This is a genomic window from Nocardia sp. NPDC051911 (genome assembly GCF_040681035.1).
In the GTDB taxonomy this organism is placed as follows: domain Bacteria; phylum Actinomycetota; class Actinomycetes; order Mycobacteriales; family Mycobacteriaceae; genus Nocardia; species Nocardia sichangensis.
The window spans coordinates 75,342-89,581 of the sequence record NZ_JBFAXY010000014.1 but is presented as its reverse complement, the minus strand read 5'-3'; the positions used below and the strand labels follow the sequence as shown (position 1 = coordinate 89,581).

Genomic DNA, 14,240 nt, shown 5'->3' with positions numbered 1-14,240 from the left:
GTTGTGGCAGCACGCACAGGACCAAGGCGAAAGCGGGGATGTTGGTGACTTCGACGGACGGTGTGAGCGGAGCGAACTCGGCGAAGGATGCGCCGGTCTCGACGCCCAGCACCCTCGAGCGTGACGTCCAGACCCTGGAGAAGGCGATCTACGAGGTCAAGCGGGTGATCGTGGGCCAGGATCGCCTGGTCGAACGACTGCTCGTGGGCGTGCTCGCACGTGGTCACGTTCTGCTCGAAGGTGTTCCCGGCATCGCGAAGACCCTCGCCGTGGAGACCTTCGCCAGGGTGGTCGGCGGCTCGTTCGCCCGCGTGCAGTTCACGCCCGACCTGGTGCCCACCGACCTCATCGGTACTCGCATCTACCGGCAGGGCCGCGAAGAGTTCGACACCGAACTCGGCCCGGTCGTCGCCAACTTCGTGCTCGCCGACGAGATCAACCGCGCGCCCGCCAAGGTGCAGTCGGCGCTGCTCGAGGTGATGGCCGAGCGGCACGTGTCGATCGGCGGCAAGACCTACCCGATGCCCGACCCGTTCCTGGTCATGGCGACGCAGAACCCGATCGAGAGCGAGGGCGTGTACCCGCTGCCCGAAGCGCAGCGCGACCGCTTCTTGTTCAAGGTCGTCGTCGACTACCCCTCCGTGGAGGAGGAGCGCGAGATCATCTACCGGATGGGCGTCACCCCGCCGGAGGCGAGCCGGATCCTGGAGCCGGAGGACTTGATCCGTCTGCAGAAGGTCGCGGCCAACACCTTCGTGCACCACGCCCTGGTCGACTACGTGGTCCGGGTGATCGCGGCGACCCGCAAACCGGCCGATTTCGGCATGCAGGACGTGGCCAGCTGGATCTCCTACGGCGCGTCGCCGCGCGCCAGCCTCGGCATCATCGCCGCGGCCCGCGCCGTCGCGCTCATCCGCGGCCGCGATTACGTGGTGCCGCAGGACGTCGTCGAAGTGATCCCGGACGTGTTGCGCCATCGCCTGGTGCTGTCCTACGACGCGCTCGCCGACGAGATCAGCCCGGAGGACGTCATCAAGCGCGTTCTGCAGACCGTCGGCCTGCCACAGGTCGCCCCGCAGGCCGTCGCGCCCGGCGTGCCCGCCGCGCCGCCGCAGGGCGCCCCGCAGCAGGTTCCCCAGCCGCCGTCGCCGCAGCAGGCCGTGCCCCAGCCGCCCAACGGGCAGCAGTCGCAGCCCGCGGGCACCGTTCCGCCGAAGTGACCTCGGCATCGGATCGGGTCGCGCCAGTGCCGACGTCGCCGTCCCACGCACCGCCGTCCTTCCACGCGGGGGAGTTGACCGACCCCAGGCTCACGGTCGCGCTCAAGACCCTCGAACTCACCGTGCGCCGCAGGCTCGACGGCGTGCTGCACGGCGATCACCTCGGTCTCATCCCCGGTCCCGGCTCCGAGCCGGGTGAGGCGCGCGCCTACCAACCGGGCGACGACGTGCGCCAGATGGATTGGTCGGTCACCGCCCGCACCACTCATCCGCACGTGCGGCAGATGATCGCCGACCGGGAGCTGGAGACCTGGATGGTGGTCGATCTGTCGGCCAGCCTCGACTTCGGCACCGCCGCCTGCCAGAAGCGTGATCTCGCCATCGCCGCCGCGGCCGCAATCACCCATCTGACCAGTGGCGGCGGCAACCGGATCGGTGCGGTTGTCGCCACCGGCGAACGGTTGACCCGCATCCCGGCGCGCGGCGGGCGCGTCCACGCCCAGTCGCTGCTGCGCGGCATCGCGACCACACCGCACGCGCGCGACGGCGTGCGCGGCGACCTGCGCGGCGGCATCGAATCGCTGCGCCGTCCGCAGCGCAAACGTGGACTCGCGGTGATCATCAGCGATTTCCTGGGTGACATCGATTGGCAGCGCTCGCTGCGCGCGATCTCGGCCAGGCACGATCTGCTCGCGGTCGAGGTGCTCGACCCGCGCGACCTCTCCCTGCCCGACATGGGCGACGTCGTACTGCACGACCCGGAGACCGGGCGCACCCGCGAGTTCAGCGTGACCTCCACGCTGCGCGCCGATTTCGCGGCTGCCGCGCAGCGCCACCGGCAGCAGGTCGAACAGGCTCTGCGCAGCTGTGGCGCTCCGGTGCTCACCTTGCGAACCGATCGGGACTGGATCGCCGACGTGGTCCGGTTCGTGTCCACCCGGCGCCACAGCTTCGGCGCCCCGACCGGGCGGGTGCCACGCCAGTGAGTATTTCGCATTTCACCGCACAGATCTGGCTGGGATTCCTCGTCGTCATCGCGCTGATCGCGCTCGGCTACGTCCTGGTGCAGCGCAATCGGCGCAAGCACATGTTGAAGTTCACCAACATGGCGCTGCTGGAGAAGGTCGCTCCGTCGCGGCCGAGCGCGTTCCGGCATGTGGCCGTCGCGCTGCTGCTGGTCGGCCTGGTGTTCCTCACCGTCGCCGCGGCCGGACCGACCGCGGTCAAGAAGGTGCCGCGCAACCGCGCGACCGTCATGCTGGTGATGGACGTGTCGCTGTCGATGGAGGCGACCGACGTCGCCCCGAGCCGCATCCAGGTCGCCAAGAAGGCGGGCAAGGAGTTCGTCGACGGACTGCCCGAGGGCGTGAACATCGGCTTCGTCACCTTCGCGGGCACCGCTTCGGTGATGGTCTCGCCCACGACGAACCACGAATCGGTCAAAGCCGCGATCGACAATGTGCGGCTGGCCGAGCGCACCGCTACCGGTGAAGGCATTCTCACCGCGCTGCAGGCGATCGAGACGCTCGCCACGGTGCTCGGCGGCGCCCAGGAGCCACCGCCTGCCAGGATCGTGCTGATGTCGGACGGTAAGCAGACAGTTCCGGATTTCAAGGACGTCGACAACCCCCGGCACGAGTACGTCGCCGCCCGGCTCGCCAAGAGCAAGAACGTCCCCATCTCGACCATTTCCTTCGGCACTCGCTGGGGCGTCGTCGAGATCCCCCGGGAGGACGGCAGCAAGGACCAGGTACGCGTCGAGGTGGACGACGACGCCATGCGCGAGATAGCGCGACTGTCCAGCGGGGAGTTCTACACCGCGTCGTCGTTGCAGGAGTTGACCAAGGTGTACGACACCTTGGAGCAACAGATCGGGTACGAGCTGACCAGAGGCGACGCCAGTCGTCCGTGGCTGCTGCTCGGACTGGTGGTCGTCGCGGCGGGAGTGGTCATCGGTCTGGTGTATCGCCAGCGTTTGCCTTAGCGCTGCGAACAGCAAGGCGCGCAGGCGATTACACGGGCCATAGCCGGGAAAGTGTGTTACCGTGCCCAGGACGGGCGGTAAGGGAGTGCCGCCCTCCATTTGGGGAGGAATCATGCGAATTTCTGCAATCGTCACCGCAATCGCGTTCGCCGCGCTGGCCTTTGTCGTGGCTCCGCTTCCGGAAGCTTCAGCGGCAGGCTGTCCAACCGGCAGTCTGTGTCAGTACTCCGGTGTCGGCTTTTCCGGTACGGCGAAGGTGGTCACGCTCAACACCAAGAACTTCCGGAACTACTGCGGACCCGCGGGAGATCCGAGCACCAGATCGGTGATCAACAACACGAACGTCGAGTTGCTGTTCAGCTCCGGTTCCAACTGTGGCGGCGGACAACCGTACCGTTACGTGGGGCCGGGTAAGCAGGTGGAGGATCTGGGGTTCGACGCGCTGTCCGTGACTTGGTGCCCCAGCTGCTGAGCAGCGCCTCTCGCGTCGCTCGCCGAAGGTGAGTGAAAGGCGGCGCATCGATCGAATGCCGACCGGCCGGTGGTGTCCTGCACACCACCGGCCGGTCCGCGTGATCGGGCTTCGTTTCGCGCTGTCATTGTGGCGTTTCACGAACGCGGCCGGGCTCGGATGGCGGTCGGACGAACGTGGCGGCCCGGTCGTTGCCTGCCGATTCGACCAGGTAGGTTGAACCCCATGTCGAACATCACATCCCGGTCGGTCCTGGTGACCGGCGGAAACCGCGGCATCGGACTCGCGGTCGCGCAGCGTCTGCTTGCCGACGGTCACAAGGTGGCCGTCACGCATCGTGGCTCGGGGGTGCCGGACGGCCTGTTCGGTGTGAAATGCGATGTGACCGACAGCGAATCGGTGGACGGCGCCTTCGCCGAGGTGGAGGCGCACCAGGGTCCGGTCGAGGTGCTGGTGGCCAACGCGGGCATCACCGACGACACGCTGCTCATGCGGATGAACGAGGAGCAGTTCACCCGGGTGCTCGACGCCAATCTGACCGGTGCGTTCCGGTGCGCCAAGCGCGCGAACCGCGCCATGCTGCGCGCGCGCTGGGGCCGGATGATCTTCCTCGGCTCGGTGGTCGGCATGAGCGGCCAAGCCGGTCAGATCAACTACGCCTCCTCCAAGGCCGGTGTGATCGGTCTGGCCCGCTCGATCACCCGCGAGCTCGGCTCGCGCTCGATCACCGCGAATGTCGTCGCCCCGGGTTTCATCGAGACCGACATGACCGCCGACCTGCCCGAGGACGTGCGCGACATGGCCAAGAAGTTCATCCCCTTGCAGCGGCTCGGCCAGCCGGAGGACATCGCGGCCGTGGTCAGCTTCCTGGCTTCCGAGGACTCCGCCTACGTCTCCGGCGCCGTCATCCCGGTCGACGGCGGCATGGGCATGGGCCACTGACCACACCGAACGCGTAGCGCGGCCGGTCCAGGCCGCCCGCAGCCAACCCCACATTCGAATTTCAGGAGAACCGAGAACTCATGGGCGGACTGCTCGAAGGCAAGACCATCCTGGTCACGGGCATCATCACCGACTCGTCGATCGCGTTCCACGCGGCGGCCGTCGCGCAGGAGCAGGGCGCGAAGGTGCTCATCACCGGCATCCCGGAGCGGCTGCGGCTGATCGACCGGATCGCCAAACGCCTGCCCCAGGAGGTCCCGCCGGCCATCGGGCTCGACGTGACCAGCGAAGAGGATCTCGCAGGCCTGGCCGACAAGCTGCGGGAACTGGCTCCGCAGGGGATCGACGGGGTGCTGCACTCGATCGCGTTCGCGCCACGCACCCTCATGGGGCCGGAGGCTCGGCCGTTCCTCGACGGCCCGGGCCCGGATGCCGCCAAGGCGTTCGAGATCTCGGCGTGGAGCTACGCGTCGCTGTCGCGCGCGGTGTTGCCGGTGATGAACGAGGGCGGCTCGATCGTCGGCATGGACTTCGATCCGCGCACCGCGATGCCGTTCTACAACTGGATGGGCGTGGCGAAGGCCGCGCTGGAGTCGGTGAACCGGTATGTCGCCCGCGAGGTGGGCGCGGCGAAGAAGATCCGGTCCAACCTCATCGCCGCGGGGCCGATCAAGACGCTGGCCGCCAAGGCGATCGCGGGCACCGCGACCGACGACGCCGCCAAGCTCAATCAGCTCAACGTCTACTGGGACGGCGCCTCGCCGATCGGCTGGGACGTCGACGACCCCACGGTGGTGGCGAAGTCGATCGTGGCGCTGCTGTCGGACTGGCTGCCTGGCACCACCGGTTCGATCATCTACGTCGACGGCGGAGCCAGCCACAACACCTGGTTCCCGGAGAACATGGCGATCAACTGAGCCGATCGGATGGGAGACACCGTGGTTCGAACCGCCGACGCGCTGCTGCTGCTGTCCTTCGGCGGTCCGGAGCGTCCCGAAGACGTGATGCCGTTCCTGGAGAACGTCACCCGGGGCAGGGGAGTGCCGCGTGAGCGCCTGGAAGCGGTCGCCGAGCACTATCTGCACTTCGGCGGTGTCTCGCCGATCAACGCGCTCAATCGCGACATCATCACGGCGGTCGAGGCCGAACTGGCCGCCGCGGGTATCGAGCTGCCGGTGTACTTCGGTAACCGGAACTGGCATCCCATGGTGGAGGACACCGTCGGGCGGATGGCCGCCGACGGTGTCGGCGCCGCACTGGTCTTCCCGACTTCGGCGTGGGGCGGCTACTCCGGATGCCTGCAGTACCACGAGGACATCGCCCGGGCGCGTGCGGCTTTCGGTGCGGGCGCGCCGGAACTGCTGAAGCTGCGTCAGTACTTCGATCACCCGCTGTTGATCGAGACGTTCGCCGATGCCATTCGCGCGGCGCGCGATCGGCTCCCGGCCGGGCAGCGCGCCGCGGCAAGGCTGGTGTTCACCGCGCATTCCATTCCGGTGTCGGCCGATGCCGCCGCGGGTCCGCCTGCCGACGGCGGTCGGCTGTACAGTCGTCAGGTCGCCGACGCGGCCCGATTGTGCGCCGCGGCAACCGGTTTCACCGATTACGACCTCGTCTGGCAGTCGCGTTCGGGTCCGCCGCAGGTGCCGTGGCTGGAACCGGACATCGTCGACCACCTGGACGATCTCGCGGCCAAGGGGGTCGAGGCCGTGGTCGTCTGTCCGGTGGGCTTCGTCTCCGACCATCTCGAAGTCATCTGGGATCTGGACAACGAGGCCGCGCGGAAAGCCGCCGAACTCGGTATGGGCTTCGCGCGGGCCGCGACGCCGGGAAGCGATCCGCGTTTCGCGAAGCTGGTCGTCGAACTGGTGTCCGAGCAGTTGCGCGGAGCCGAACCCCGGCGGCTCGGCGCGGTGCCCGGCTACGGCTGCACGCGCGACGGCGCGCCGTGCGCCGTCGGCTGCTGTGCGGTCACGCGCCGTCCCACTGCTGGGAATTGAGGAGGAGCGGTCGCGGATAGCATCGCCTGCGACCGATCGCCGAATCCGACTTTCTGGGGGGTACCTCTAGATGACCTATGCCGACATGCTGACCAATGCCGCCGTGCTCGATCCGCACGCCTGGTCCGACACGAACGTATGGACCGTGGCGCTCGACGTCACCGAGGCCAGGCGCCGTGGTCGCAGCGGTGGCGGCGGTGGTTTCTCGATCGGAGGTCTGCTGCTGTGCATCGGGGTCGTCGCCGTGGTCATCGGGCTCGTGATCTGGCTGAGCAAGCGGAACAAGTCGAATCAATCGAACCAGCCTCAGCAATATCCGCAGCAGCAGTACCCCCAGCAGTATCTTCCGCAGCAGAATTTGCAGGGACAACCTCAGTATCCGGCGCCGCAGTACCAACAGCCCTATCCGCCGCAGGGGCAACAGCAGTATCAGCAATATCCGCCGCAGCACCAGTACCCGCCGCAGCAGCCGCCGTACCCGCCGCAGCAGTGAAACTCGCCGTGCCTGTGACTCAGAAGCCCGGGCTGGTCAGGCGGGTGTAGACAGTGGGGAAGCCAGGGCGGGCCGCGCCTACGCCCCAGGATGTGAGACCGGCAAGTCGCCCGTCGACGAGAATCGGGCCGCCGCTGTCGTACTGGGCGGTGTCCGCGGTGGGAGTGCCCGCGCAGAGCATGGTGTACGGATCGAAGGCCGGACCATAGGCGGTGGCGCACTCACCATCGGCGGCCAGTGGGACGTTCGCCGCGCGCAACCGGGTGTTGGTCTCGTCGGTTTCGGAGGTCGCGCCCCAGCCCAGGATGGTCGCGTTGCCCGAAGTGGGCGGGGCGACGGTGATCGTCGGACCGGGCTGCGGCTCGTCCAGGGTGAGGATCGCCACGTCGTTGCGATACGCGGTCGTCATGTCCAGAACGGTTGCCAGGAAACCCGGATGCATGCGAATGTTCTTGACATGCACGGTTTTTCCGTCGCTTCCGCGAAGGTCGTCACGGCCGAAGGTGACGGTGAGCGTTTGGGTCAGCGTCTGTGCCAGGGCCACGCAGTGCGCCGTCGTGATCACCTGGTCCGGTGCGACGAGCGCGCCGCCGCAGAACTGCCCGGAGGCGCGGGTGAGTAACAACGGCGTGCCGATGGCCGCCAGCCACGGATACTCCGATGTCGTCGCGTCGGCGCCGCCCACGATCGCCGAGGCCGGGGCGTGCAGAGTGAGACCGAACAGAACAGTCGCGATGGTGACGGCGGCCATGCGGCAACGATGGGAAAAACGCATCTCACACCGCCCCGGCATGATGTCAGCGGCTTCCGCGCGCGGAGGCGTGCACGGCGACCAGGCGCGCGGCGCGGATCGCGTCCCACAGCGGCCGCAGCAGCGATTCCTGCGCACCGATCGCGCTGGCGGAGGTGGGCGCGGAAGCGGGCTCCCGCTGCGCCACCGTGAGGATGGCCGCGACATGATCGGCGGTGTCGAGAATGCGCCTGGCGCGCAATGAAATCGACTCGGGATAGTCGTGCCGCGAATAGTCGGCCAGTTCGGCTTCGATGAGCTCGCGGGGATCGGAGTCGGGCGCGCCCAGCGATGTGGTGTGCAGCTTCATCAGCGCGTCGGCGGCATCGCGAACCGCTTCGCGCATCGCGTATTCGGCTTCGCCGAGGGACATGTCGGGGCCGGGCGCCGAGGGGATGGGCGCACTGTAGACGGTCCATTGCAGCGTGTCGTCCTCGGCCCAGCGCGGGATGAGGCCGGTGCCCTCGGTGCCGGGTACGCCGATCAGCATGCCCTCGCCCGCCTCGATCGAGTCGGCGGCGAACGCCGTGCCCGCGGGGACGCCGCGGATGTCTCCTGGGACCGGGAGCACCAACCGCAGTTGCGCGCCGGGTTGCGCCATCGTCTCGCGAATCACCTTGAGCAGTGCCATGACTCCGCTCCCCGGCAGGTTGCCGTGGGCGGACCAGGGTAGGTCGGTGCGGCCGCCGGTGAGCGGATCACCAGCCGCGATGGTGTGCTTCGGCGCCCACGCGTGCAAGGCGGCCAAAACGTCGTCGGGCGCACTGCAGCCGGCCAGCCAGGAGCTCGCCCACACCGTCAGCGTCGCACTTGGAGAGCACATAATTATCGAGCATAAAGGGTGGGCGCTACCGGTGGGCATCCATACGCAAGGGCATTGGTGAGCAGCACGGAAACCGCGGGCGCCGCGCTGCCCGCGCCGAGCGAGTCCGTGCGGATACCGTCCGGCATCGGAGCGGAGCGCTCATCCTCCGCCGTCGCTAGTCCGGCTCGGTGACGAAATCTATGAGTCGCTCGACCGCGCCGATGAGTGGCGTCTCCAGGTCGCGGAAGGAGGACACCGCCTCGTACACCTTCCGCCAGCCGTCCTGCGGGGAGCCCCAGCGCAGGCGTCGGCAGACGCCGGTCTTCCAGTCCTCGTCGCGCGGCACCCGCGGCCACTCCGCGATGCCGAGGGTGGCCGGGCGCACGGCTTGCCAGACGTCGACGAACGGGTGCCCGGTCACCAGGACATGTGGCCCGAGGCCGGTGGTCAGCTGGGTCTCCTTCGATCCGGTCACCAGGTGGTCGACCAGCACGCCGACCCGCCTGCCCGGGCCCGGCCGGAAGTCCGCCAGCCGAGCGGCAAGATTGTCCAAGCCTTCCAACTGCTCGACGACGACGCCCTCGACGCGCAGATCGTGGCCCCACACCCGCTCGACCAGCGCGGCGTCGTGCACGCCCTCCACCCAGATCCGGCTGCCACGGGCGACCCGGGCGCGCAGGCCCTCCACCCTGGTGGAGCCGGAGGCCGAGCGGTTCGGCGTCTGCGGCGCGGCGGCCCGCGGCCGCACCAGCGTCACCGGCTCGCCGTCGATGAGGAACGCCGCCTCGCGCAGCGCGAACAGGCGCACCGTGCCGCGAGCGTCCTCCAGCTTCACGAACTCGCCGTCGTAGCTGCGATCGAATCCGACCACCGCGCCGCAGAATCCGGTGGCGGCATCCTCGACCACCAGGTCGCGTTCCGCGGTGACCGTCGGCACCGCCCTTTTCTTCGATCGAGGATGCCCGGAGAAGATGTCGCCATACCTGTCACGCCCGCTCACCTGCCTGAAGCTAGCACCGCCGCTGTGGCTTTCGGCGGACCAGGGGCACCGCGCGTCCACGCGTGGAATTCATCGGGAGTACTCGTCGATGATGCGCCCGAGATCATGATCCGCGCACTACAGTGGTCGTGTGGCCGCAATTTTTTGGCTGGTCGCGGGCATTCTGCTCGCGGCGGCGGAGATGCTCACCGGCGACCTCACCTTGCTGATGCTCGGTGTCGCCGCGCTGGGCACCGCGGGTGTCAGCGCGGCGGCGGATACCTCCGTCGTGGCCGACGCCGTCGTCTTCGCGGTGATCTCGGCGGTGCTGCTGCTCGGTGTGCGCCCGATCATCCGGCGTCGCTACGGAACTCCTCCGCCCACGCCGACGAACGTGGACGCCCTGCCGGGCAAGACCGCTCTGGTGCTCGAGCAGGTGGCGGCGCACTCCGGCCAGGTGAAACTGAATGGCGAGGTGTGGACCGCGCGGCCGATGGACACGACCGAAGTCTATGAACCGGGTACGACCGTTTATGTCATGAAGATCGACGGCGCGACCGCCGTCGTCTGGAAGGGGCCTTGATGGCTGTACTGATCGTTGCCGCCGTCCTCATCTTGCTGGTCGTGGTGGTGGTCTTCAAGTCGATCGCGCTGGTGCCGCAGGCCGAGGCCGCGGTGATCGAGCGGCTCGGGCGGTATTCGCGGACGGTTTCCGGCCAACTCACGTTCCTCGTGCCGTTCGCCGACCGCGTCCGCGCCAAGGTGGATCTGCGGGAGCGGGTGGTGTCGTTCCCGCCGCAGCCGGTGATCACCGAGGACAACCTCACCCTGCACATCGACACGGTGGTCTATTTCCAGGTGACCAGCCCGCAGGCGGCGGTGTACGAGATCAGCAACTACATCGCCGCTGTCGAGCAGTTGACCGTCACCACACTGCGTAACGTCGTCGGCGGCATGACGCTCGAACAGACTCTCACCTCACGCGACTCGATCAACGGCCAGCTGCGCGGCGTGCTGGACGAGGCGACCGGGCGCTGGGGACTGCGCGTCGCGCGGGTCGAGCTGAAGAGCATCGATCCGCCGCCGTCGATCCAGGAGTCGATGGAGAAGCAGATGAAGGCCGATCGCGAGAAGCGCGCCATGATCCTCACCGCGGAGGGACAGCGCGAATCGCAGATCAAGACGGCCGAGGGCTCGAAGCAGGCGCAGATCCTATCCGCCGAGGGCGCCAAGCAGTCGGCGATCCTGTCGGCCGAAGGCGAACGGCAGAGCCGTATCCTGCGGGCACAAGGTGAGCGCGCCGCCTCCTACCTGCAGGCGCAAGGCCAGGCCAAGGCCATCGAAAAGGTCTTCGCCGCCATCAAATCCGGCAAGCCGACGCCGGAATTGCTTGCCTACCAGTACATGCAAACGCTGCCCATGGTCGCGCGCGGTGACGCCAACAAGGTGTGGCTGGTGCCGAGCGATTTCGGCAAGGCGCTGGAGGGGTTCGCGAAGAGCTTCGGCACGCAGGGCGAGGACGGTGTGTTCCGGTACGAGCCGCCCGCCTCCGACGGCGCGGAAGCAAAGCCCGAGGACGACTCCGATGTCGCGGACTGGTTCGACACCGCGCCCGACCCGACCATCGAGCGCGCCGTGCGCGCCGCCGAGGCCACGGCGCGGACCCCGGTCGAGGGGCTGACCCCGACACCGCCCCCGCCGGCGTTCGAACCTTCGCCGCACCAGCCGGTCATCCCTCCGCAGGAGGCTTTCCCGGCTCAGCAGCAGCCGCCGCAGCAACCTCCGGCCCAGCGCCCGGACGACCCGCACGGCCGTCCTTGGCAGCCGCCGGAGAACTTCACGAAATAACCTCGCGCCGGGCGCCGCCCCGGACTCCGCCCGAGTTCGGGGCGGTCGCGTCGGTGCGGCCGGATCACTCAGCCGGGCAGTCCGGCGGCGCGGATCGCCGGGACGACGACATCGGCGATGCCGCGCATGCCCTGCGGGTTGAGGTGGTAGGGCAGCAGCGTCTCGGTGGCGAGGACGGGCTCCATCCAGCGGACGCCGACGGGCGCGCACGCGTCGCGGCCCTCCGATGCGGCGCTGGTGTCCACGTAGATCGCGCCGTGCGCGGTGGCGACGCGGGACACCACGGAATTGAGATGATCGAAGGCGGCTTGGATGGGCGCGGCGTCGGACGGGCGGAGACCGACCAGCGCCGGGCAGCCGCCGTCGCGCACATAGCGCGGCCAGCCGTCGACGACGATCAGCGCGTGCGGCGCCCGGGCCGAGATCTGTTGCAATGCGGCCGCGTAAGGCGCCGCGATCGCATCGATGTCGACGTCCCAGTCCGGACCGGCGCAGGTACCGGCCCCGGAGAGGCCGTAGACGTGGCAGGCGACGATGTGTTCGGCCATCAACGCGTCGTTGGCGCCGATGTGCACGGTGACCAACCTGGTGGCGGGGCCGAGCGGATCGAACTGGGGCGGAATGCCCGGCTGCTGCGGGGCGGTGAGGTCCGCGATGAGGGCGGAGTTGCAGGTGCGGTCGTCGATCCGCAGGCCCAAGTCCCGGGCGACCAGTTGCGGTGTGTTCGCGGTCGAGCGAAGGCATCGGAACGGGGCCGAGATGTCGAAGTTCCGCACGCCCGTGGTGGCCGCCCCGGAATCGCCCACGGCGACGTATTCGGCCCCGCCGATGGGATCGGCCGCGGCGGGGGAGACGGCGCCCAGGGCGATCAGACAGGCGGTGACCGCTGTGGCCCGCGCAAGATTCGTCATGTCGTTTCTGTCCGTCCATTCGTCGGCGCGCTCACGAAACATGTACGTCTCTCCGTGCCGAACGCTACTCGCCGGAGGCGTGCCCGCGGGTGGAATCGGGTGGCAGACTGCGAGGTATGACGACATCTGGATGGGCCGATGTGGACAGCTACCTGGTGGAGACACTGGTGGCGGATCCCGATTCCGACGCGGCGCTGGAGGCGAACAAGGCGGCCGGCCTGCCCGCGATCGACGTGTCACCGCCGCAGGGGAAGTTTCTCCATCTGCTGGCCAGGACGGTCGGCGCGCGACGCGTGCTGGAGATCGGCACGCTCGGCGGATACAGCACGATCTGGCTGGCCCGCGCGGTCGGCCCCAAGGGGCGGGTGGTCACGCTCGAGTTCGCCGCCCGGCACGCCGAGGTGGCGCGGGCGAATCTGGACCGTGCTGGCGTCGGCGACCGAGTGGAGATCCGGGTCGGCGCCGCGCTGGACAGCCTGCCCGTGCTCACGCAGGAGGATCCGGAACCGTTCGACTTGGTCTTCATCGACGCCGACAAGGTGAACAACGCGAATTACGTACTGTGGGCGCTGCGGCTGACCCGGCCGGGCTCGGTGATCATCGTCGACAACGTCGTGCGCGGCGGCACGATCGCCGACGAGCGGTCCGAGGACCCGAACGCGCAGGCCAGTCGCGAACTCGTCGAATTGCTCACCGCCGAACCGAGCCTGGACGCGACCGTGGTGCAGACCGTCGGTGCGAAGGGCTGGGACGGCTTCGCCTATGCCGTGGTGAACGGCGACAACGTGGAGTGAGTCAGGGCTCCAGCACCACTTTGCCGGTCGTCCCGCGCGTTTCCAGCGCGCGGTGCGCGACGGCCGCGTCGGCGAGCGCGAAGCGCTGGATGCCGGGTCGCAGCCGTCCGGCGATCGCCTCGGCCATGGCGAGGTTCTCCAGGACGCGCAGATCGCCGCCCGCGCGCGCCAGCATCGGCGGACCGATCACCGTCTCGGAGGTGATACCCCGTTCGGTGAGTTCTGCGGCGGAGAGCCGGACCGGCCCTTCGTCGTTCGATGTGCCGGACCAGCCATAGACCAGATGTTGGCCGCCCGGCGCGAGCAGATCGATTCCGGCGCGGGCGACCGCGCCGCCCACCGAGTCGAACAGCACGTGCGCCCCGCGGTCGCCGATTCGAACGCGGACCCGGTCCGGCCAATCCGGCAACAGATAGTCGACCGCCAGGTCGGCGCCATTGTGTCGCACCTGATCGACCTTCGCGGGGCCACCGGCCAACCCGATCACCGTGGCTCCGGCATTCTTCGCGAATTGCACCAGCAGCGTGCCGATGCCGCCCGCCGCGGCCGTCACCAGGACGACACTGCCGGGCTTCAGTTCGGTGAACTGCAGGATGCCCATGGTCGTTCGCCCGGTGCCGATCATCGCCACCGCCTCCGCCGGATCGAGGTTCGCCGGAATCTCGTGCAGCCGGGCCGCGTCCGTCACGGCGAATTCGGCGTAACCGCCGGGCACCGGGCCGAGATGGGCCACCACCTGCGCGCCCAGCAGGCCCGCATCCACATCGGCGCCCACGCGGTCCACGGTGCCCGCGACTTCGCGCCCGGGGATGGTCGGCAACTGCGGCAAGGGAAACGGCCCGGGCTCCCCCTTGCGCAGGGCGGTATCGACCAGGTGCACACCGGCCGCCGCCACCGCGATGCGGACTTCGCCGGGGCCAGGCACCGGATCGGGAACGATTTCGTAGCGCAGGTTCTCGGCCGGGCCGAAAGCGTGGAGGCGGATGGCGTGCACGGTGGCTC

At 68.8% G+C, this 14,240-nt stretch carries 16 protein-coding genes; 11 read left to right on the top strand and 5 right to left on the bottom strand.

Features of this window, described 5'->3' with window-relative positions:
- Positions 1-38 precede the first annotated feature (38 nt).
- The 8 genes from AB0L97_RS19165 (at position 39) to AB0L97_RS19130 (ending at position 7,111) form a co-directional block, all read left to right on the top strand.
- Positions 39-1,220, top strand: a complete 1,182-nt coding sequence (locus tag AB0L97_RS19165; RefSeq protein WP_355070877.1) for a MoxR family ATPase — start codon at positions 39-41, stop codon at positions 1,218-1,220.
- 26 nt (positions 1,221-1,246) lie between these two features.
- The gene (locus tag AB0L97_RS19160; RefSeq protein ID WP_355070879.1) at positions 1,247-2,206 is read left to right on the top strand and encodes a DUF58 domain-containing protein; all 960 of its coding nucleotides are present in this window, start codon (positions 1,247-1,249) and stop codon (positions 2,204-2,206) included.
- A complete protein-coding gene (locus tag AB0L97_RS19155) occupies positions 2,203-3,204 on the top strand; it encodes a VWA domain-containing protein (RefSeq protein ID WP_355070881.1) in 1,002 nt (333 codons plus the stop codon). Before AB0L97_RS19160 ends, AB0L97_RS19155 begins: the two co-directional genes overlap by 4 nt.
- Before the next feature lie 112 nt (positions 3,205-3,316).
- Complete coding sequence (locus tag AB0L97_RS19150) at positions 3,317-3,676, top strand: peptidase inhibitor family I36 protein (RefSeq protein ID WP_355070883.1); 360 nt, start codon at positions 3,317-3,319, stop codon at positions 3,674-3,676.
- A 225-nt stretch (positions 3,677-3,901) separates the two neighbouring features.
- Complete coding sequence (gene fabG1, locus AB0L97_RS19145; protein ID WP_356961866.1) at positions 3,902-4,618, top strand: 3-oxoacyl-ACP reductase FabG1; 717 nt, start codon at positions 3,902-3,904, stop codon at positions 4,616-4,618.
- A gap of 80 nt (positions 4,619-4,698) precedes the next feature.
- Positions 4,699-5,535: an NADH-dependent enoyl-ACP reductase InhA gene (inhA, locus tag AB0L97_RS19140; RefSeq protein ID WP_355070887.1), complete on the top strand. Its 837-nt coding sequence runs from the start codon at positions 4,699-4,701 to the stop codon at positions 5,533-5,535.
- A 21-nt stretch (positions 5,536-5,556) separates the two neighbouring features.
- Positions 5,557-6,618, top strand: a complete 1,062-nt coding sequence (locus AB0L97_RS19135) for a ferrochelatase (RefSeq protein WP_364431172.1) — start codon at positions 5,557-5,559, stop codon at positions 6,616-6,618.
- 70 nt (positions 6,619-6,688) lie between these two features.
- Positions 6,689-7,111: a hypothetical protein gene (locus AB0L97_RS19130; protein ID WP_355070891.1), complete on the top strand. Its 423-nt coding sequence runs from the start codon at positions 6,689-6,691 to the stop codon at positions 7,109-7,111.
- 19 nt (positions 7,112-7,130) lie between these two features.
- Here the strand turns inward: AB0L97_RS19130 and AB0L97_RS19125 are convergent, their stop codons facing one another.
- From AB0L97_RS19125 to AB0L97_RS19115, 3 genes are all read right to left on the bottom strand, one after another.
- Entirely contained in the window at positions 7,131-7,862 is a 732-nt protein-coding gene (locus tag AB0L97_RS19125) for a serine protease (RefSeq protein ID WP_356961870.1), read from the bottom strand.
- A gap of 46 nt (positions 7,863-7,908) precedes the next feature.
- Positions 7,909-8,724 (bottom strand): hypothetical protein, encoded by an 816-nt coding sequence (locus AB0L97_RS19120; RefSeq protein ID WP_364431167.1) that lies wholly within the window; start codon positions 8,722-8,724, stop codon positions 7,909-7,911.
- Positions 8,725-8,881: 157 nt separating this feature from the next.
- Positions 8,882-9,706 carry a DUF3097 domain-containing protein gene (locus tag AB0L97_RS19115; protein WP_355070896.1) on the bottom strand — a complete coding sequence of 275 codons (825 nt, stop codon included), beginning with the start codon at positions 9,704-9,706 and terminating at the stop codon, positions 8,882-8,884.
- 130 nt (positions 9,707-9,836) lie between these two features.
- Between AB0L97_RS19115 and AB0L97_RS19110 the strand changes: the two genes are divergently transcribed.
- Both AB0L97_RS19110 and AB0L97_RS19105 read left to right on the top strand, forming a co-directional pair.
- Positions 9,837-10,268, top strand: coding sequence for an NfeD family protein (locus tag AB0L97_RS19110; RefSeq protein WP_355070898.1), 432 nt, complete (start codon positions 9,837-9,839; stop codon positions 10,266-10,268).
- A complete protein-coding gene (locus AB0L97_RS19105; RefSeq protein WP_364431162.1) occupies positions 10,268-11,533 on the top strand; it encodes an SPFH domain-containing protein in 1,266 nt (421 codons plus the stop codon). The genes AB0L97_RS19110 and AB0L97_RS19105 overlap by 1 nt, the downstream gene beginning before the upstream one ends.
- Positions 11,534-11,601: 68 nt before the next feature.
- Here AB0L97_RS19105 and AB0L97_RS19100 read toward each other — a convergent pair whose 3' ends face one another.
- Positions 11,602-12,444 (bottom strand): SGNH/GDSL hydrolase family protein, encoded by an 843-nt coding sequence (locus tag AB0L97_RS19100; protein ID WP_364431159.1) that lies wholly within the window; start codon positions 12,442-12,444, stop codon positions 11,602-11,604.
- 116 nt (positions 12,445-12,560) lie between these two features.
- Here AB0L97_RS19100 and AB0L97_RS19095 point away from each other — a divergent pair, with 116 nt between their 5' ends.
- Complete coding sequence (locus AB0L97_RS19095) at positions 12,561-13,238, top strand: O-methyltransferase (protein ID WP_355070904.1); 678 nt, start codon at positions 12,561-12,563, stop codon at positions 13,236-13,238.
- Position 13,239: 1 nt separating this feature from the next.
- Here the strand turns inward: AB0L97_RS19095 and AB0L97_RS19090 are convergent, their stop codons facing one another.
- Positions 13,240-14,232, bottom strand: coding sequence for a zinc-binding dehydrogenase (locus tag AB0L97_RS19090; protein WP_364431154.1), 993 nt, complete (start codon positions 14,230-14,232; stop codon positions 13,240-13,242).
- Positions 14,233-14,240 lie beyond the last annotated feature (8 nt).